This is a genomic window from Prevotella melaninogenica (assembly GCF_013267595.1).
Lineage (GTDB): Bacteria > Bacteroidota > Bacteroidia > Bacteroidales > Bacteroidaceae > Prevotella > Prevotella melaninogenica_D.
In genome coordinates, this window is record NZ_CP054010.1 from 1,222,428 (window position 1) to 1,243,177 (window position 20,750).

Sequence of the window (20,750 nt, forward strand, 5' to 3'; positions counted from 1 at the left end):
CTAACTTGAAGCCTATGTTGAAATACTCGAAACTGTTCCTCTTTTTGTCGACCTGCGTAGGTAACACCTCAAAAGGAGACATGTATGCTGCATTGCCGTCTGTGCATGTGACTTTATTTCCGTCTTTGTCTGTTTCATAGTGGTGTCCTATGGTATCGACAAACTTATAGTCTCCTTTCGACATATCCTCTTCCTTACCCAGATGGAACCAGTCAAAGCCGTACTCGCCATTATAGTTTTCGGAACGCTTGAAATACACAACACATCGTTTGGCTTTTTCCTCTACAGCTTTCTGATAAGAGAACGCCTGATTGAACTCGTTCGCGCCCTGCTCACCCCTCATCTCTATTATACCCTGCGAGTTGAAAATAGCTTTCTCTGCACTATGTATGAATAATCTTTGCTCACCAACTACATTTGTCTCTGGAGCCTCAATCTTTATTTGCTTCTGAGAGTTGAGCAATGCCTTTCCTGCCTGTGTGTGGAAGAAGTCTGCAACAAGCTGCTGCATGAACGGTGTGTTTACCAATATCTTCTGCATCACATTGGTCAGCAACATATTACCAATGTTCGTTGTTTGTGAGTTCCCAACATTAACTTGTAGGTCGTGACCTACCATAAAGGACATATCATTGCCAGCATGGAGCTGTATGTTCTTAGGGGCATTAATCAAGATGTTTCTATTTCCATCCAAATGAATGGAACTACCGCCTGCATCTTTTATTTCAAGTGACTTATTATCATCATTCAGGATAACAGAAATACCACTACGTGTCTTAAGACTTTTAATACTATTATTTGACCCTCCACCGTTACCAGTTGTTCCGTTAAACAGGCTACCCATAACATAAGGACGTGCAGGGTCGCCATGGCGGAAACCGAGGAGGACTTGGTCGCCTACTTCTGGGATAAACACAAAACCACGGTTCCTCCTTACGTCACTACTGCTACCGCCATCCGGTGTCATCACACGCACCCAGCCTGTCTGCATACCCTCTGTTTGCCAGTTCATACGTACACGCACACGGCCCTTACCCTCTGGGTCAGCATTGCTAAGCACCGTTGCCATCTGTGTCTCTGCTAATGGCATTCGCACCTTTGGACTTGGCAGTGCCTTTATTGTTGCAGGGATAGCTTTGAAGCGGTTTTTGTAGTAGCTGCCTTGGCTTACCTCATGGGTTATCTCGATAATGATAAAGTTACCCAAGCTCTCTTCTGATAGGTCTCCTACACGTTCCAGGAATGAGCTGTAGAGACTTATAACGGAACCGACACGCAGGGTCGGCACCTGACTCTCAGCTGTGATATAATGTGTCTCAGCCGTCTCAGCCGCCTGCTTACGCCCCATGTAATTAATAAGTTCCGTCTCATTGCTTATACGTGGCAGCGCATGTTGGCGTGCAGGTTTTGAGAACATACCTAATGATGCACGGAAAGCATCACCCGCAAGTTTGTCATGACCATATGCCAAGTTTGGCGTCATACGTTGCATTTCACGGTCAGCACCAGAGTGATAAGAGAACACCTGCTCAGAGCGTGCGAGGGTCTGTAAACCAATGTCAAGTGAAGATAGTGTTGTTCCATATTCTAATCTTATAGGATCAGCCAATTTCCTTGGTTTACCAAAGATGAGTTTAGTTCCATCGAAATACATCCACTCCTGATACTGATGAGCAAGACGACGGATAAAGTCGAAGTCAGACTCTTCATACTGGCAGATAAAGTCTTTGGTTTCCTTGAATTCAGGATTCAACTCTAATTGCACCTTAGCTTGTTCACACAGCTTTTTCACTACATCCCCAATGGTTCTATCATTCCATGAGAAGCAGCTATGTGCCGTTTCCATTCTGTAAGTAGCGGAGTAGCCAGAAACGATGATACATCCAAAGTCACTTCCTTCTCTGTGTAATTGTACATTTGTCACCACACCTACGAAGATAGGAGTATTTGCAGCCTTTACAACGATGCTTTCACCCAGCCACTTTTTACTGTTCTCGCTGATGTTATGTACATATCTATTGCCACCAGATTCAAGTTCAACAGACATTTGAAATCGGTGGTGTTTACCTATATTTTGTTCGATTTGTAGAGAAATAAAAGAAGAAAGAGACTTCTTTCCTACGCTGATAGTGATGGGGTTGAAAGGAATTGACATTGGTTGTTTGTTTTGAGATAAATTAAAGCCGAATCAGTTATTAGAATCTATACATATTTTTGTTTTATTATCAAGCAGATTGTTTGGCTTTGCAACGCAGGCGTAGTGGGCTACGTCAAGGTGCAAAGCCAGAAAAATACATAGATTGAAAATAGAATAACACTATGTCTATCCATTACCATATCTTTCCGTCTTATACAAACAACTTATTCCTATATCTATTGATCTTTGCAAACTCTTTTCACGCAACTCAAAACCATCACATGCTCTTATGCCTTCTAAAAGTCACCGAATTGACTACAATAGATGCCCTTTGGGGCTTGTTACTGATGCTCTTTAGAAGTCCTATTAATCATCTTTTCTTGTACGACTTTTTAACTAATTATTTTCTAACGATTGCAAACTTACTTTATATACGTATTTTTGCCTTTATTTGTAGATGTTTTATTCGAAACTATGTAACGACTTTTCAATAGCATTATCTACGAGTTCGCGAATTTAATAATTGTTCTCGTTCGATTCTATCTAGAATAATTAAAATTATATTTTATTTTGTCAAGAAGTTGCTCTACTTGCTTTTCAGAATCGGTATTACAATAGAATTTGGTAATTAGTATTGTTGATCCTGCCCGTACTACGACAAAACTTGGGTTGTTATAGTTATAGTTTTTATATACATCAGCATTTCCAAAAACCCTATCAACTTTGACTACGCCTATACCATCCTTAATATTTCTTTGCAGCATCTCAACAATATAGGTATAGTATTTAGTAGCATCAGTTTCATTGTTCAACTCATAGAACTCCAGAGGGATATCGATCATTACATTATGTAGGTCGTCTTTGACACTTTTCATCATAATGGTAATATTGGCTATTCCTGTCTTGTCAGATATTGCACTCTTATCGACCGCTGCCTTTGTAAATCCTAAGGTAAGAGCCGCCTGTTCAAACTGCTTTCCAGTAACAGGAGTCAATCGAAGAAATGCACCACCAACATAGGCAAAGTAAGCAAATAGCCCACCTATAATCAGTAGGGATAATACAACTAATAGTTTTTTCTTTTTCATAAGTTATTACTTTAATTTATATAAGGATAAAAAATATCGTACTTAAAAGCATTACTACAAGTAATATTTTTGATTTTATTTTTTCGGTGAAAAGACACATCAAAAGAATAAAAATTGATAGGAAAATCCATAAAAAACCATACTCATACTTCACATAAGATACTAAGTTCAAGTAATAAACTGAGCTTTTCTCTCGCTGCCCAGAATAAACAAAAGGAGTGTATTTTCCCTGCTTCTCTCTAAAATCAGGCTCCAAATAGCATTGCAAGGTTTTTGGGTGGGATTCTATTATACTATCAAAAGAACGCTGTGGATAAGGAAAGGACATATAATAGTGAGCCTTAAAGTGCTTATCAGGAAACTTGTTTGATTCTAAGTGAATTGTGTGGCTTCCTCTATCTTTCGTGATTGTAATCCCATATTCTTTTCCTGTAATGTCCCCCTTTGTGTATTTTACAGGAATATCAACAAAAATCAACTCTTTATCAGCCTTATAGGTTAGATAAACAAAGCAGCCTATATAACTAAAGAATGCAAATAATTGTAGAAAAACTATTAGTATCTTATATCTTGTTTTCATACACATTGATTTTGGCTTTTTCCTCCTCTTCATTCTTCTCTGCAGCGTTTTTTGCTTCAATTTTACTTGCTAATAAATAGTTTCCAGAAGCACGTAGAACATCTGTCAGAAGGTTCATTACGATTCCTTTGCCCGCTTCTTTGGCATTTGCCAACAGAGTTTTCCCTAAATTCCAGTTTCTCATAACCCCATTAACTTCTCCTTCTACAACCACATGATAATTCCCATTCCTATCGCGATAGCTATTAGTAGATGTATGAGTTGTCTGATGTTGGGTTCTACTCACATTTCCATTCCCTACAGTGTTTCGTAAAACGGTAGTATTATGTATATCTACTGTTGGAGTAGGAGTTATAGTTCCATCGGGAGAGGCTACATAAACAACCCTATAGTTCGTACAATCAATCGATCCAACATTGCTATAGACACCTGTTTGTGTATTTGCTGTTGTAGAGGCATCCGGTATTTGAGATACCGTCTCACTTCCCGTTCCGCTACCTAATGGATTTTGAGCAATATCTGAATACTTATTAAAATCTGACTGAGAAACATCATCCCCAAAAACTGTTCCATCAATAATAACATTAAAACTTGTATTTTCTTTTACTTTCCGATAACCAAACCCCAATGCACTATTCATAGCAAATCCACTTACCATACCTAAGAGTTGTTTGCCCAAAGCCTGTACTCCAAACTCTGTAAATGTAGCTGCTAAAGAACCTACTGAAGACAATAGTCCTCCAATAGCAGAGCCTACAGCTGCAGAGGCAGCTGCTAATGCTGCTACAGACAACCCTGTACTCCAACGTTTATAATCCTGCAAAGCTTCTGCTTTCTCTTTAGAATAGCAGATTTCCACAGTACCTCCTAGACAGCAAGTCATCTTAGATGTCTCTAAAATGGGCATGTGTACTTTATTTATAATTATCATAGGGTGAAAAGGTGTCCAGTCTGATGTAAGCATGGCACAGATACAAGGTATCATACCAGCAAGAAGACCAGTTCCTGCATATCCAACTGTTGCAGCTGCCGCTGTTGCAGCTGCAACAAGAGCTGTTCCACCAGATAAAACAATAGCAGCAGCAGCAATGGCACCAATTATGGCTCCGATTATGGCACCTGCCAAAACCATCTTTGCACAATTAAAGTTTGCGGTCATCCTATCATGCCTTGTAGCAACAGGATGCCCTCCATACATCAAGACTGATGACTGACTTGTCACTTGAAGTTGATTAGTAGTCATACCATCTGTGCAGACCAAATAAACTCCTTCTGGGACTAATAGTTGCGCCATACCTTTATTTCTTCTTTTATGAATTTAAACTCAAATTCCTGCTTTGAACACATTTTATTGTTGGCAAGATTCTCTACTAACTCTGCCTGACAAGACTCAATTATTCCTTGTTTGCTGTCGTACGAATAGCTTGCTCTCAGTTTATTTTTATACAGATAAGACGTGTCTTGGAAAAGGTGCTTAAATTTATCATTATATAATTTTCTAAAGTCCTCATTTGGTACACCTTCTGCATCAATAGAAAGTTTCAAATGACCATCCTTATTGTCCTTTATTTGTCTTGAAGATTTGAAAGTTACATCTTTCCCTGTAAAAACTTGTGACGGTAGTGTAAATAAAGAAGAATTATTGATTACTTCTTGTCCATATACATCTGAAAAGAACAAAACATATAATGGTGTCTTTTTTATCAAACTTATTGTATTATTGAAGTCATTTTCAGCAGCGTCAAGTATTGGTCTAACTGTCTCGTCATTCTCTAATTGTGAAAAACATTCAAGACGTAAAGATTTCCAACGATTATAAATCTCTTCCTGATTCTTAACCTTAACAGGTATTCCTGTCTTATTGAGAACTAACACAAGATCTGAAATGGGAATATTAAACATACACATAAACTCTATTAGTTGACGATATTGAGGGTTATATTTAATAATATTATGTACCCCCGTTTTTATATGAATAATGGTTTCATCATCAGAGCTACTAATATCTTCGATATCCCATTCTATCTCTGTCTCAGTTTCATTAATCACGCTTCCATTAACGGAAAAAGAAGTCTTCTGAAATATCTTATAAGCTAGAGGGAAAAAAAGCCCTTGAGTTTTTAAGCTTAACATAAAGATATTTTTTTTATAGATTTAATTTAGATTTATTATTCCTTTGTCAATTGTTGTTGTTCCTTCAAGATGATTTGTACCAGTAATATTATTGGATGTACCAGATATGTTATTTGTTGTCCCATTTATATCAATTTGGGTACTTTCTAGTTTAATTTCTCCATCAGATATTGTAATCGTGCTACTTCCAACTTTAAGGGTAATAGTACCACTACTTGTTAAGTCTATAAGACCATCCTTATCCATTTTTAGACAACTGGCATCACCTCCAACATTAATAGTAGACTTACTGCCAGCATTTACTGTATGTGCCCTTCCTGCTTCAACGGTAAAGTTTGAGTCTGTTTTTGTTTTTGCATTACCAGCACCATCAAAATTCATGCTTACACCGCCTTTATCGTGTAGGGTTACGCTACCTTTTGAGTCATCAAGTTTCAAGGAGCAACCGCTTCGTGTGGTGAGACCCTTGCAGTTGTTGCCTTGACCACCGCCACCACCAGTAACTCCGTTAAACAGACTACCCATAACGTATGGTCTTGCAGGGTCACCATGACGGAAGCCGAGGAGGACTTGGTCGCCTACCTCTGGGATAAATACAAAGCCACGGTTGCTCTTTACGTCACTACTGCTACCACCATCTGGTGTCATCACACGTACCCAGCCTGTCTGCATACCATCCGTCTGCCAGTTCATACGCACACGCACACGGCCCTTACCCTGTGGGTCAGCATTACTAAGCACAGTTGCCATCTGTGTCTCAGCCAATGGCATACGCACCTTTGGACTTGGCAGTGCCTTTATCGTTGCAGGGATAGCCTTAAAGCGGTTTTTGTAGTAGCTGCCTTGGCTCACCTCATGTGTTATCTCGATAATGATAAAGTTACCCAAGCTCTCTTCTGATAGGTTCCCTACACGTTCCAAGAATGAGCTGTAGAGACTTATGACGGAACCTACACGCAGGGTTGGTACCTGACTCTCAGCTGTGATATAATGTGTCTCTGCCGTCTCTGCCGCCTGCTTACGCCCCATGTAGTTAACGAGTTCCGTCTCATTGCTGATACGTGGCAGCGCATGCTGTCTTGCAGGTTTTGAGAACATACCTAATGATGCACGGAAAGCCTCACCCGCAAGTTTGTCATGACCATATGCCAAGTCTGGCGTCATACGTTGCATTTCACGGTCAGCACCAGAGTGATAAGAGAACACCTGCTCAGAGCGTGCGAGGGTCTGCAAACCAATGTCAAGTGAAGACAGTGTTGTTCCATATTCTAATCTTATAGGGTCAGCCAATTTCCTTGGTTTACCAAAGATTAGTTTAGTTCCATCGAAATACATCCACTCTTGATACTGATGAGCAAGACGACGGATAAAGTCGAAATCCGACTCTTCATACTGGCAGATAAAGTCTTTGGTTTCCTTGAATGCAGGATTCAACTCTAATTGCACCTTAGCTTGTTCACACAGCTTTTTCACTACATCCCCAATGGTTCTATCATTCCATGAGAAGCAGCTGTGTGCCGTTTCCATTCTGTAAGTAGCAGAGTAGCCAGAAACGATGATACATCCAAAGTCACTTCCTTCTCTGTGTAATTGTACATTTGTCACCACACCAACGAAGATAGGAGTATTTGCAGCCTTCACAACGATGCTTTCACCGAGCCATTCCTTGCTGCTATTGATATTATGTACATATCTATTACTACCCGTTTCCAATTCAACAGACATTTGGAATTGGTGGTGTTGACCTATGTTTTGTTCGATTTGTAGAGAAATAAAAGAAGAAAGAGACTTCTTTCCTACGCTGATAGTAATGGGGTTGAAAGGAATTGACATGGGTTGTTTGTTTTGAGATAAAATTAAGCTAATAGGCGTGTCGGGGTATAATATTCCCAGTCTTAGGAAACGGAATATAATTGCAATATAAAACTGATTTAAGTCCCCTTTGAGTATTGAAAGCGAAAAGGACTATGCAGAGCAAGGAAGCTCTGCATAGTCCTTTAAGTTTCCTAAGCTTATGTGCGAGGCCAACGGTTGTCGAGCTCAGCATTGCCCACGGTGATATTCTCAGCAGAGAAAGTCATAGCGATGGTCATCGGTGCCTCGTTGTTAACGTCGAGTGTCTCCTTGTAGTGAACGATGTAAGCATTCTTGAAAGAAATCTCCTTCATCTTAGCATCCTCTTCACTCTTCTTGTAAACGATCTTACCCTCAACAGGCTTGAACTGGCTGTTAAGCATAGCCTCGATAGTAGAAGTGTCATCAGTAGACTCGATGGTTACACTGATTCGACCGCCAGAGATGCTTGATGCAGGCTGACCCTTCTTGTCAGTTGTGCGGCTAAACTCGTAGTTAGAATAGAGTACGTCATACTCCTTACCACCCAATTCCAAAGTTGCTCTAAATGAACTCATAATTGATAATTTTTTAAGTTGTTAGAAAAAAAATGATAAACGAGGCACCCTTATCATCTCCTTAACCAGAAAACAAAAAAGAGAAAACCTCAACAACTTCTTGAAGTCCCCTCTGTACGGCTGTTAAACAGTCTTGCTCTTGGAAAGAAGAGGAAGATTTGCAATCTGTTGTTTTTATAGTTTCAAAAGTAAAAATATAATTTTATAAAAACAAATTAAAGATGTAAAATAACATAAGTTTAACATTTAAAAGCTAAATGCTTACCTTACTTCGAGAGTAGGAAGAACACCTCGTCATTATAAGAATAAACTTGTCAACTCATCAGTCTGTCTACTTATCCACTTGTTCATCCTCATAGAACTGTAAACAATTTTCCACTTTCTATATTTTCATTTATGCTTAATAGCCTTCGAAAAGACGCCCTTTGGACTTGCAAAAGATGCCCTTTAAGCCCCTTACTAACGCCCTTTTGACGGCTAATTAAGCACCTTTTGAAAAGTATCTCAGTAACACGCTGATATCAAATAACTTATGAAGGTGTAAAAATCGTAGGTTTCCTGGCTCTTTACCTGACTTTTATTTATCTATTTTGTAATTATATTTCAAGACAGCAAACATTAAGATTTAAAGTTCAGACATCAATGGTTAAGTTTAAAAACTAGTATTACTTCCTGTATCAACGAATGATATTCTTCCTCCTTTAGCACACATACAGAATGACTGCTCCGTCAGCTTCTTCATCCCATTGATACTGTCTTTCTATGTTGTTTGCTGCCAATCTTGTGACTGGGGAAGACAAGGAGGATTCGGGGAACTACATTTGCAAACTCCAAAACTTGGGATATTACCTACGCCTATCTTGTCTTCCTCTGTAGCCAAAAACTCTCCAACTATAGCAACAATATTCTGACTACTTATATTTATTGCTGATATATCTGTCCCTTGTGAACATTGCATCTGTGAATTATTCACAACCAATTTTGCCATAGATAGTTATTTTGATAGCTCAATTTTATAGTCGTACATACTTATTTCCCCTCTTTTTTACGGAGATATTCATCAAAAGGAAGTTCCTGTCCTTTCATACCCTCATCTCCAAAGATACGACTTGTTTTAAACAGCAAATCACCCGTAGTACCATCCAAGTAGTAGAAGATCTTCTGTGCACAGCTGTTGCCGTAAACTATTACTTCATAGTAAGCTGTTCGTAAATCCTTATGGTCAAATCGATTTATACTAAAGACATTTTGTTTATCCATCAAGTCTATATGGTAATCTTTTTGCATTTTGTTTACAAGGTCGGTAACACTAAACTTATAAGGAGCATCAAAGTCTGTTTCCTTTATTTTAAATCCATTCGCATCGTATTCTATCATTTTACTAACCCGCATATTACCATAAAATGTTGCCCATGATTTTATCAAATAACCCTCAGTGTTATATTCATAGCTATAAGTATATGGAGAATGAGGATATGAGTAGTCTTCGCGATAACCTATTATTTCGCTTTTGTCATATTCGGTATTCATTTCTATTACCATACCATTTTTATCAGTACGAAGCATTCGATCTGCAAATGGATTCTTCTTTATTACTTTTCGATATTCCTCAATATCAAATTTTCTATTATTCGTAATCTTTTCTCTTTTTTTAATATTCAACTTATTATTAGTTGTTTGAGCTGAGCAATTGCTTAATGCAATTACAGCAATTAATAAAAATATTAGTTTTTTCATCTTTGTTCCTAATATATTGTGAACGTGTTATTCGCTTTCAACAAAAGAATTACTTCCTGTATCAGCGAATGATATTCTTCCCCCTTTAGCATACATACAGAATGACTGCTCCGTCAGCTTCTTCATCCCATTGATACTGTCTTTCTTTGTTGTTTGCTGCCAGCCTTGTGGCTGGGGAAGACAAGGAGGATTCGGAGAACTACATTTGCAAACTCCAAAACTTGGGATATTATTTAAACCAATTTTATCTTCCTCAGTCGCTACCAATGCTCCTGAAATACTTCGGAAACTTTGACTAAGAACTGTCAACTTAGCTTGCCCAGTTCCTAAAGTACAACACATAATAGCGCCACCAGTTATGATTTTTACCATTCTACTTTATTATAGGTTTTGTATCCTTCTTCTAATCTTCTGTTAATTTTATCATTATTTGAATTTATTATTCTCTCACCTCATTTATTTCCTTTGATATAACTTTACCAGTAAGAGCATTTATTTTTATAGAAAATACTTCTGTACTATCAGATCTCCATGTAATATACCAAATTGGAAGATTAACTTCTTCATCAATATAACGATTCACTTCAACATCTTTATCAAACAAATTCAACTTTAATTCTTCCGTTATAAATCTTTCAACTTTCTCCCATGGATAGTTTTTATAAGGAATATCTTTGTCTATCGTTTCTATTAAATAGCCATCTTCATTGTATAGCTTCCAAATACCAATACTAAATTTATTATAATAGTATCGTCCGATTTTTTTGAGTGTCTTAGTTTTATTATAGAATTCTTTGTAAGAACCGTATAATTCGTTATCTTTCCTTGCATATTCAACAAACTCAGAGCCATTATCTCCTCCAAACTGACGTACTTTCCCTCGTAAGTAATCTTCAAAAACATACTCACTTCCTTGTCTTTGTGTGTAATATGTCCATGAATCAAATTTCTCGGTTGTCCTTTCCAAAGTTTTGTTCTGTTTGATATTATTATTACCTTGTGCCTTACAGCTACTTATTACCACAAGTAATGTAAGTAATGTAATTATTCGTCTTATCATTTTTATAATTTTATTAGCAGTTCATTGATACTGTCTTTCTGTGTTGTTTGTTGCCATCCTTGTGGCTGGGGAATGCAAGGAGGATTCGGAGAACTACATTTGCAAATTCCAAAACTTGGGATATTATTTAAACTAATTTTATCTTCCTCAGTCGCTACCAATGCTCCCGAAATACTTCGGAAACTTTGACTAAGAACCGTCAACGTGGCTTGCCCAGTTCCTAAAGTACAACACATAATAGCACCCATCAGTTACAATTTTCACCATTCTACTTTATTATAGGATTTGTACCTTTCTTTATAATTTCTCCTGTATTGGCATTTATTTTAATAGAAACTATATTTGATCCTACCTTGTAATGAATAATCCATAATGGTATATTGGTTTTATCACTTACATATCGCCTTATAGAAACATTCTTATCGAATAAATCCAGCTTTAACTCTTCCTTTACAAACTTCTCTACTTTCTCCCATGGGTAGTTCTTATAAGGGGCATCTTGGTCGTATTCATCTATTAAATAACCATTCTCATCATACTCTTTCCAAATACCACAATCAAAATCATTATAATAATATTTTCCTACTAATCTAAGAGTTGCTGTTCTATTGTAATACTCCTTATAAGTACCAAACAAATCTTTCTTTTTTTTAGAATATTCTATATAATTAGAGCCATTGTTGCCCCCAAACTGCCTCACTTTACCTCGTAAGTAATCTTCAAAAACATACTCACTTCCTTGTCTTTGTGTGTAATATGTCCATGAATCAAATTTCTCGGTTGTCCTTTCCGAAGTTTTGTTCTGTTTGATATTATTATTACCTTGTGCCTTACAGCTACTTATTACCACAAGTAATGTAAATAATGTAATTATTCGTCTTATCATTTTTATAATTTTATTAGCAGTTCATTGATATTGTCTTTCAGTGTTGTTTGCTGCCAGCCTTGTTTATGGCTGGGGAGTACAAGGAAGATTCGGGGAACTACATTTGCAAACTCCAAAACTAGGGATATTACCATCCCGTTATTATCACCTTCTGTACCAACAAGAGCATCAGCTATCCTACGGAATGTTTGACTCGTCACAGTTAGGTTGGGTTTCTCTGTGCCAAGGGAACAATACATTGTTGCTCCGTGAGTTATAATTTTAGACATAAACTCTGTTTAGTTCATTCAACCTTTTTATTCTATGGCTTGCAATATCTCTTTGCTGAGTAGTTCTCCATTCTTGGCATTCCATGTATAAGTTAAATCACCGCCTTTATCGGTTATGGTAATCGTCCAAAGAACAGAATCTTTTTCAAATTTAGCATTGGGCGCACTTATCTTGCCAAAACTTATGCTAATACCTGGCGCATCCCCCTTTTTCACGAACCTCTCCTGACCCTTTCCAGTTTTCCTATCTATATACCCCTCATGCTCGAGCCAGCGCAGGATATTTATAGGTTTCAGGCGCAGCTTCTCAAACTTCTTGTCCTCATCGGTTTCTTTTATAAGGTTGCCCTGACTGTCATACTCGCGCCAAATGCCAATTTTGACACTTGAATGACAAAGCAATTTCCCTTTGGATTTGAGAATACAATTCTTATAATAGTTTTTAACTATCATCTCATAAGTAAATGGCTTGATTTCTTGTAAGACAAAGCCATCTTCGTTAAATGACACATAGGTCTCAGTACCATTCCTCTCTACATATTGAGCAGATGTAGCACCTTCATAGCTATTTTTCTCTTTGATTATACTTTTATAATATTGTACATCGAATCTTTCAGTTGTCTTCATTGTTGTTGCCTCCTTGTCTTTTTGTACATTGCAGCAAGTACAACACAGCGCAGTTAATAAAATTAGAATGAGATGTTTCATACCTTTATTCTTGTCATTATCTGTTTCTACTTATAGTTCTAAGATTGACGAGACTATGCCTTATTCATATAAGACCTGTGTTGTCTTTCCCAAGTATTCACCCGTTTCCGCATTGAAACTATGTGTAGTGCGCATTCCATGTTCTGTAATATCGATAGACCAACCCGCAGGGATAGTCTTTGATCCGTCAGCACGAGTCGACAGCCAGAAGTAGATGTCAATATTAGGCTCATCGTCCTCTTTTACGAACTTCTCCTGACCTTTTCCCGTTTTCCTGTCTATATACCCCTCATGCTCGAGCCAGCGCAGGATGTTTATAGGTTTCAGGCGCAGCTTCTCAAACTTCTTATCTTCATCGGTTTCTTTTATAAGGTTACCCTGATTGTCATACTCGCGCCAAATACCAATATCGACAGATGAACAGAATAGGCGTTTCCCCGACTTCTTGAGAACTCCGTTTTTATGGAATATTCTTACCTCCTTGTAGTAAGTAAAAGGAGGGATTGTTACCAAAGCATCATAATCCTTATCAAAATACACCTTAACCTGTGTACTATCTCTCTCCACATAAATGGCAAAGCTATCGTCTCCATCTTTACCATTTACTTCCTTGATTTTGCTTTTATAATATTGTACATCGAATCTTTCTGTTGTCTTCATTGTTGTTGTTTTCTTGTTCTTTTGTGCAATACATGACTGTGAAGCTATTAAGAGCAATAAACACAAAGTATATAGTTTCATTCTGTATCTTATTTAATATTTATCTTGTATATATAAAAACATTATTGTAGATTTAACGTCTTTCCATGATTGATAAGTTCTTTCGTTTCTGCATCTATAACAAAATACTCTGGACCATAAATTGTCACACGGCAGACATACCATTTCACATAACTACCTTTATTATGTGTGAAACTAATATGGAATGGTGGATTTGAGAAATCAATCTGCTCTCCCTTTCCCGTTCTTAAATCTATGCATCCTTGTCTCTCCATTCATTGAAGTAAGTCTTTTGGTTTCATCCTTAACTTATCTGATAGTGTACCATTACTTTTTATATTGTAATTTGTAAATGGAATGTTGTTTTACTCTTAGATAGAAATGAATGATGTTATTTTTTGCTTCAGGATGTCAAATGTAGGAAGATAATTTCAGATACACAACAGAGAGACATAAAATATAATGGCTTTAACATTTTGTAATCAATCTCTCTCTGCCTAATATTCTTTTCTGAGTAGGTTGTTTTAATACATAGTGAAAGCAAAGAATGAACAATAAAGAACTTGTCTATGCGTAATGTGCTGTAAATATTTTTCTAACACCTAAAAATCTATTAATACTTAATTGGCTTCGAAAAGACGCCTAATTGACTTGCAAAAGATGCCCTTTAAGCCCCTTACTAACGCCCTTTTGACGGCTAATTAAGCACCTTTTGAAAAGCATCTCAGTAACACGCTGATATCAAATAACTTATGAAGGTATAAAAATCACAGGCTTTCTGGCTCTTTACCTGACTTTTATTTATCTATTTTGTAATTATATTTTTCTGTGTTTTGATAAAAGTACTAACAAACCTTAAACACTTTCAAAGTATGCCTCATAGTCATGCCATTTTATGCTGGATTTATATTGTACTGCTATTTTCATCAGATGTCTGAACAAGTCATATTCTGGCTTTTTACTATCCCTAAACCAACGACAATTAAATTTCCAACAATACTCATTCAAGTATAATTGGAGAAAACGCTCATCGATTTCTTTGTGAATCGCATCAATACTACTACGGCATTCTCCTGTAACGATGTGAACCCATGGCAAGACTTTGGTAACAACCTCGTGAGGGGTGCTCTCAGTCTCAATATGCTGAACAAGACCTGTCAGAGTCTTCTTCAACCCCATGAGATTATGTCCTCCGTCAGAATGTATCTTTGAATCCTGATTCACAGACTTCTCAGCATAAGGCGCCAATGTCTTGTATTTACTATCAGGCAATGCATACATTTTGATATAACGGACAGCTTTCTTCACTTTGCTTCTGTTAGCTTGCTTCATAAGTTTAGAGGCTTTGTTAAATCGTTCTGTGTCAGTATTGTCTGATAGGTATTCGTTTAGGATTGAACCTGCATCTTTACTCTGTGCAATTACCAACACAGGAGTTTTCTTACTCTTAAGGACCTTTTCTCCGCCCTCCTCTGAAATGAAGGAAGTTGAGAAATATGACAAGTCGAGCTCTATCTGGTCAGAGAGTGTATAGATACTGTCCCTCTGCCCCATAATATCTCGCAATTTCATCATCATCAACCATGCGGGAGAGTAATATTCGAGTTCAAGCTGATGCTGGATCTCCTTAGCCGACAGTACCTGCTTGATGGACGTCATCATGTGCGCAGTAAAGAACCAATCATACAGCGGTAGTTTGCTATGTTCCATAACGGTACCCTTTGTCAACGGGATTCTGTTGCCACAGTTCTCACATTGAAAGGATTTCCTTCTAGGCAGCCATTTATACTTTGTAGCTCCACACTTAGGACACACAACACCTATCTCCTCTCGAACAGCTCTAAGGTAGTTCTCGCAGCTATCCTCATCGGGGAACATCTGGAAGAAGTCTTTCAATAACATAGGTCTCATATTTGTGACAAATATAATTGATTTTCAGATTTTTACAATGGAGCTATATTGAGATTAACATACCTTAGTACTTTTATCAAAACACAGAATTATATTTCAAGATAGCAAACATTAAGATTTAAAGTTCAGACATCAATGGTTAACATAAAAAACCTCACACAGAGGAGTGTACTCTGTGTGAGGTTTAATTCAATTCATAATTCTTAATTGATAATTCTGATAACCGATGTGGGAAAGTTCAAAGCTATAAACTCTAATCATCAAATTCAATGTCCAAACCTCAAATCCAAAGGGACTACGAATTACGCAAATTGCACGAATCACTTAGCAATAAGCATTCGTGTCATTAGTGCCATTCGTAGTCGTTCAATGTTCGTAGTTCTAATTATCAAGTTCAATGTCCAAACCTCAACTCCAAAGGGACTACGAATTACGCGAATTGCACGAATCACTTAGCAATAAGCATTTGTGTCATTAGTGCCATTCGTAGTCGTTCAATGTTCGTAGTTCTAATTATCAAGTTCAATGTCCAAACCTCAAATTCAAAGGGACTACGAATTACGCAAATTGCACGAATAAGTAGGCAATAAGCATTCGTGTCATTAGTGCTATTCGTAGTTGTTCGAAGTTCAAATCATAATATTCAAAGTTCAAACCTCAATGTTCAAAGGTCAGTGTTTATACCTTTGGTGGAGTCTTACGTTCATGCTCGGTGAGGAAGCCACAGCGGTAAGCATAGAGGAGTTCTTTGAGGGCTTCAATCTGCAGACGGAGTTCTGTACCCTTGTCGGTGTCCTCAACGCGTAGGCGCTGTTGGTTCATTTCAACAATCTGAATGGTTGAAACAATGTCTGTTCCTCGCTTGATGGCATCTTCTGTTGATGTGAAAGGCTCGTGTTGTACGAGCTGGAAACCACGTGAGTGATAGACGAGGGTGTAACCAGCAATACCTGTTTCCTTGTGGTAGGCTTGTGAGAAACCACCATCAATCACCATCAGTTTGCCGTTTGCCTTGATAGGATTCTCACCCTTGACAACATGAACAGGGACGTGACCATTGATGATGTGACGGTTAGGCTGTGGCACATCAAACTCATCTAAAATCATATCGGCAATCTCCTCATTGTCGCGCATACCAAAGTAGTAGCCCTTCTCCTCATGATGAGTTTCCTTTTCTTCAATGAAGTAGCGTTCGAAAGTAGCCATCTTTGCCTTGTCGAAGAGCGGACTATCAGGTCCACACCATAGGAAGAGGAAAAAGTCGATAGCATCTTGACGTTCTTCTTCTGTCTGCATTTCATTGTTTGTCTGGAAGGCAGAGCGAATCTTCATACCAGTCTGATAAAGCAATTCCTTACCCTTCAACTTCACACCTGGACCAATCTCAACCTCTTTTAGTTTGCCCTCTTTCGTGAGTGGGATAGAGGCATGATAAAGGAGATTGTGGTTGAAGACGTTATACATACAGCCATGGCGGAGCAGAGAACGAATATGACTGCGCAACTTCTCACTGCCTGTAAACGACTGATGAAGACGATCGATGAGTGCCTGTTCTGCCTCAGTAAGCTGTTCTGGATTCTTTGGGTCGATAGTTGGGAAGTTGCATGAACACATCTTATATTCCTTACCATCAAGGATAATCGTACCCTTCTTATAGTCGATAGCTTTGAGCAAACGACGGTCGGCCATCTTCCAAAGCGGATGACGACTGATCATCTGTGATTCAATCTTAAACTGAAGGATACTGATAGCCTTGTGCATCTGTGCTGTCAGCGTCTTGCTACGTTCGTCGAGTGGATTGTCTTTCGATATCTTTGGCATGAACTCCTCGCATGGATCATCACCATATACGTCCATTGCAAAGGTAGCCAACTGAATAAGGTTGATACCATATCCATCCTCAATGGTAGCCATGTTCGCATAACGCAGGGCTATGCGAATAACATTACAGATACAAGCATCGTTACCAGCACACGCACCCATCCACAAAATATCATGGTTTCCCCATGTGATATCCCAGTTGTGATAGTTCTTTAAGGTGTCCATAACGATGTGAGCACCCGGTCCACGATCGTACACATCACCTAAGATATGCAGCTGGTCGATGACTAATCGTTGGATAACCTCACAGATAGCAATGATGAAGTCATCAGCTCGTCCAGTAGAGATAATCGTCTTGATGATAGCACTCACATAGTCGGTCTTGTCTTTGTCGTCTGCATGTTCGTGCAGTAACTCTTGGATGATATAAGAGAAATCATCAGGCAAAGACTTCCGAACCTTTGAGCGTGTATATTTGCTGGATACATCACGACAAACCTCTATCAAGCGGTGTATGGTGATATGATACCAGTCTTTGATATCCTTTTCCTCTTTCTTAACGAGTTCAAGTTTCTGTTCTGGATAATAAATCAGAGTACAAAGTTCTTGCTTTTCTATGTTTCTTAGTCTTTCACCAAAGAGCTCATTAACCTTTCTCTTAATGTTACCAGAGGCATTTTTAAGCACGTGTTGGAACGCTTGATACTCGCCATGAATGTCGGCAAGGAAGTGTTCTGTACCCTTTGGGAGGTGTGCGATAGCCTCAAGGTTTATAATCTCAGTTGCAGCGTCAGCAATATTTGGGAACGATGTTGCTAATAGTTGTAAATAGCGTTCATCTTTTTTTAAATCGTATTTCTTCTGTGTCATGTGTTAATGTCTTTGTACGAAATTATTTTTTTTGATGCCCTTTGTTTTCCTATCATCTCGTGGTGGGATAGGCATGAATCCCTCTTTAAGTAGCACTTTCTCAGCAAGGAGCTGTATCATACGACGTGAATAACGGTAGAGGCGGAGGTGGCGGAGCACGTCTGCAAGTCGATCTTCGTCGTAATCATTATACTTTATAACGGTGTATAAATCAGCCAACAGGCGTAAGGAAAGTTTCTTCTTTCGCTCTATCTGTCGAGTGTTTGCAATGATGGTTGCTATCTTCTTGATGATAGCATCTTCCTCATTGGAGTAGTCACTGAGTCGCTGTCGCGTCATAGGCTGGTTTCCTATCAGCTTATCTGTGTCAACCGAGGTTGTTTCCTTTGGTGACAAGAGTGGGAATCGCTGTATGGCAGCAGTGTCAATCGTGGGTGCATTGAGTTGTAGACGGCTGATACTGTTGTCTACAATCTCTCTTATTCCCTCGTCATCAGTATAGAGGAAGATTCTTCGCCATTGTTCTGGATTCAGACTTCGTAGGTTAAGAAGTTGGTCGCTGGGCAAGAGGTTGTGGGTTGTCTCTTGTGCCAAACCAACGTGAAGCAGACTTGGAACAGCGTCTTTCTCCATTGCTGTCATGGCGAATTGATAGCGTGTGTCAAGTACTTTACGATAGAAAGAAATCGTTTGCTGCGCCATGTCGTCATCGCTCAGCGAACTATTAAGAACGCTGTCTTGTACGATATCAATGCGTTTGGTCCATCCTAACTTTAGAATGTCTTGCCTTTCTTGCTCATTACTCACAAGGAGCGCATCCACTCCTCTCACCATCTTCGCTTGATAGAGCAGTGTCTTCACCTTCTTAGTAGACTTCTGCTCTGTCGTTCTTGCTCTCTCATTGAGTTCCCAATGCGGTGAGAACACTACTGCACACTGCTTCTTAGCAGCCCAATTAGCATGTGTGGCAGCTTGATATTCCCAACAGGCATGAATATGAACGATGTCAGGTTGGAAGTCAGCAAGGAGCTTTTTGAAATCTCCTTGTTGTGTAACCGTCTTGACATCAGCATATTCTTTCTGTGCTGTGGTGAGTCGTAGAAGGTAATCAGAAAGCAGATTGCCTGCCTTTATACTGTCTATGTAATGGATGATGCGCATTTATAGTTTGTGAGATATGAAGTCATACTTGTCTGCACGATGGTATTTCAACTTATAACCAAGGTGCTTCCATGCGATAGCAATCTCGTATGGGATAATCTTCCATGCTGGAATCTCTATATCGAAACGTCTCAGTGCTTTCTTTCCAATAACTAAGCGTAGAATGATAGAGATGATTAGGGATAATCCTGCAGCAACAGAAATGGTCCACATACCCAATAGGAGAGAGACTGCAAGTGCAATACACTGCAAGAAGTAATTACCATGTAGTGCCGTTTGGTCGACATACGGGAGGAAACGATGCTGTGATGTACGTTTCAAGTGTTGGCGATTCTCCATATAGAAAAGGTGTGTGCCGAGCCAAACCTTCTCTGTTGGTGCCTCTTCTATGAGTGTTCCCTCAAACGAATTTTCAAACACAAGGTTGTTACCACTTGCATATTTGTTTACCATGAAGTCGTATTCTCCACGTATATATTTGAGGTTTCCGCGGAATCCTTCCTCACTTAAGAAACGACTTTTGCGGAAAGCTAAAGCATTAAACGGACACGCATAGGACTTATTATGCTGATATTCACGCATAAAATAGCGTGCCAAATAATGTCTTTCGAAGTGTCGATAAGCAGGCGTTTCGTCCTCATAACGAGTGTAGCCTACCACGAGTTCCTTGTCTTCTTGGCAGTTTCTGGCAATAGCTTGCAGCCAGTTATCACCCCTTGGATAGCAACAGATGTCTGCCATTATCACCCAATCATACTTTGCTGCCTTCACTCCAAGCGTAATGGCAAGCTTCTTCTTGCTCATATAACGTGATGATTCAGGGATGAAGGTGGTGTATAGATGTGAGTTAGATGCAAAGCGTTTCAATACATCACTCGTCTCATGATCATTCTGTGGTGCCACAACAATCACCTGAAAGTCTGCTGGATAGTCCTGATTCAGATAGAGTGGGAGATTCTTTGCAAGCTCCTGTGCATTGTCATGGGGCGTGAAGATAATCGAGATAGGAGGTAAAGTTGGGAGTTGCTCTTCAGTGATAGCTGGCTCCGTTATTGCTTCCTTCTCCTCCTCTACACTCTCTTCTTCCTTACTTATTTCTTCACTTTCGGCTGTGGAAGTTGGCAGACCATACTCTGCAATGCTTACTTTTCGGAAGAAAGGATTGAGAAAAGAAGTCAGCAATGCTACTAAAAGCAACACTACTGAGATGATGATGGTCGTATTATCAAAAGTGAACATTTATTCGTTTCGTTATGGA

At 38.8% G+C, this 20,750-nt stretch carries 20 protein-coding genes and 1 pseudogene; all 21 read right to left on the reverse strand.

The genetic code is table 11. The annotated features are described in order from the left end of the window. Positions 1 to 610: 610 nt before the first annotated feature. Positions 611 to 2,155, reverse strand: a pseudogene (locus FIU21_RS04485) (type VI secretion system Vgr family protein); the annotation flags it as partial. Between the two features lie 521 nt (positions 2,156 to 2,676). Then, positions 2,677 to 3,225: a hypothetical protein gene (locus tag FIU21_RS04490; RefSeq protein ID WP_004360379.1), complete on the reverse strand. Its 549-nt coding sequence runs from the start codon at positions 3,223 to 3,225 to the stop codon at positions 2,677 to 2,679. A 16-nt stretch (positions 3,226 to 3,241) separates the two neighbouring features. After that, a complete protein-coding gene (locus FIU21_RS04495) occupies positions 3,242 to 3,805 on the reverse strand; it encodes a hypothetical protein (protein WP_036886293.1) in 564 nt (187 codons plus the stop codon). After that, on the reverse strand, positions 3,789 to 5,099 hold the full coding sequence (locus FIU21_RS04500) for a PAAR-like protein (protein ID WP_004360377.1): 1,311 nt from the start codon (positions 5,097 to 5,099) through the stop codon (positions 3,789 to 3,791). Before FIU21_RS04500 ends, FIU21_RS04495 begins: the two co-directional genes overlap by 17 nt. Beyond that, entirely contained in the window at positions 5,084 to 5,938 is an 855-nt protein-coding gene (locus FIU21_RS04505; protein ID WP_004360376.1) for a hypothetical protein, read from the reverse strand. The genes FIU21_RS04500 and FIU21_RS04505 overlap by 16 nt, the downstream gene beginning before the upstream one ends. A gap of 21 nt (positions 5,939 to 5,959) precedes the next feature. Continuing rightward, positions 5,960 to 7,771 carry a type VI secretion system Vgr family protein gene (locus tag FIU21_RS04510; RefSeq protein WP_172891306.1) on the reverse strand — a complete coding sequence of 604 codons (1,812 nt, stop codon included), beginning with the start codon at positions 7,769 to 7,771 and terminating at the stop codon, positions 5,960 to 5,962. Between the two features lie 179 nt (positions 7,772 to 7,950). Continuing rightward, positions 7,951 to 8,349 carry a type VI secretion system tube protein TssD gene (gene tssD, locus FIU21_RS04515; protein WP_004383461.1) on the reverse strand — a complete coding sequence of 133 codons (399 nt, stop codon included), beginning with the start codon at positions 8,347 to 8,349 and terminating at the stop codon, positions 7,951 to 7,953. 760 nt (positions 8,350 to 9,109) lie between these two features. Next, entirely contained in the window at positions 9,110 to 9,337 is a 228-nt protein-coding gene (locus FIU21_RS13280) for a PAAR-like protein (protein ID WP_367302983.1), read from the reverse strand. Positions 9,338 to 9,378: 41 nt separating this feature from the next. Next, complete coding sequence (locus tag FIU21_RS04525; protein ID WP_004360374.1) at positions 9,379 to 10,086, reverse strand: hypothetical protein; 708 nt, start codon at positions 10,084 to 10,086, stop codon at positions 9,379 to 9,381. 27 nt (positions 10,087 to 10,113) lie between these two features. Then, entirely contained in the window at positions 10,114 to 10,458 is a 345-nt protein-coding gene (locus tag FIU21_RS04530) for a DUF4280 domain-containing protein (RefSeq protein WP_004360373.1), read from the reverse strand. A 67-nt stretch (positions 10,459 to 10,525) separates the two neighbouring features. Further along, on the reverse strand, positions 10,526 to 11,146 hold the full coding sequence (locus FIU21_RS04535) for a hypothetical protein (protein WP_004360372.1): 621 nt from the start codon (positions 11,144 to 11,146) through the stop codon (positions 10,526 to 10,528). Positions 11,147 to 11,148: 2 nt separating this feature from the next. Beyond that, a complete protein-coding gene (locus FIU21_RS04540) occupies positions 11,149 to 11,394 on the reverse strand; it encodes a PAAR-like protein (RefSeq protein WP_367302984.1) in 246 nt (81 codons plus the stop codon). A gap of 20 nt (positions 11,395 to 11,414) precedes the next feature. Continuing rightward, the gene (locus FIU21_RS04545; protein ID WP_004360371.1) at positions 11,415 to 12,032 is read right to left on the reverse strand and encodes a hypothetical protein; all 618 of its coding nucleotides are present in this window, start codon (positions 12,030 to 12,032) and stop codon (positions 11,415 to 11,417) included. Positions 12,033 to 12,034: 2 nt separating this feature from the next. Next, complete coding sequence (locus FIU21_RS04550) at positions 12,035 to 12,301, reverse strand: hypothetical protein (RefSeq protein ID WP_004360370.1); 267 nt, start codon at positions 12,299 to 12,301, stop codon at positions 12,035 to 12,037. A 27-nt stretch (positions 12,302 to 12,328) separates the two neighbouring features. Beyond that, a complete protein-coding gene (locus FIU21_RS04555; RefSeq protein ID WP_004360369.1) occupies positions 12,329 to 13,009 on the reverse strand; it encodes a hypothetical protein in 681 nt (226 codons plus the stop codon). Between the two features lie 60 nt (positions 13,010 to 13,069). Further along, on the reverse strand, positions 13,070 to 13,669 hold the full coding sequence (locus tag FIU21_RS04560) for a hypothetical protein (protein ID WP_231291337.1): 600 nt from the start codon (positions 13,667 to 13,669) through the stop codon (positions 13,070 to 13,072). 122 nt (positions 13,670 to 13,791) lie between these two features. Continuing rightward, positions 13,792 to 14,004, reverse strand: coding sequence for a hypothetical protein (locus tag FIU21_RS04565; protein ID WP_004360367.1), 213 nt, complete (start codon positions 14,002 to 14,004; stop codon positions 13,792 to 13,794). A gap of 580 nt (positions 14,005 to 14,584) precedes the next feature. Then, the gene (locus tag FIU21_RS04570; RefSeq protein WP_004360366.1) at positions 14,585 to 15,631 is read right to left on the reverse strand and encodes an IS1595 family transposase; all 1,047 of its coding nucleotides are present in this window, start codon (positions 15,629 to 15,631) and stop codon (positions 14,585 to 14,587) included. Between the two features lie 687 nt (positions 15,632 to 16,318). After that, entirely contained in the window at positions 16,319 to 18,331 is a 2,013-nt protein-coding gene (locus FIU21_RS04575; protein WP_004360365.1) for a fructose-bisphosphatase class III, read from the reverse strand. Between the two features lie 3 nt (positions 18,332 to 18,334). Continuing rightward, positions 18,335 to 19,492 (reverse strand): glycosyltransferase, encoded by a 1,158-nt coding sequence (locus FIU21_RS04580; protein WP_172891307.1) that lies wholly within the window; start codon positions 19,490 to 19,492, stop codon positions 18,335 to 18,337. Then, positions 19,493 to 20,731 carry a glycosyltransferase family 2 protein gene (locus FIU21_RS04585; protein ID WP_036886286.1) on the reverse strand — a complete coding sequence of 413 codons (1,239 nt, stop codon included), beginning with the start codon at positions 20,729 to 20,731 and terminating at the stop codon, positions 19,493 to 19,495. Positions 20,732 to 20,750: the final 19 nt, after the last annotated feature.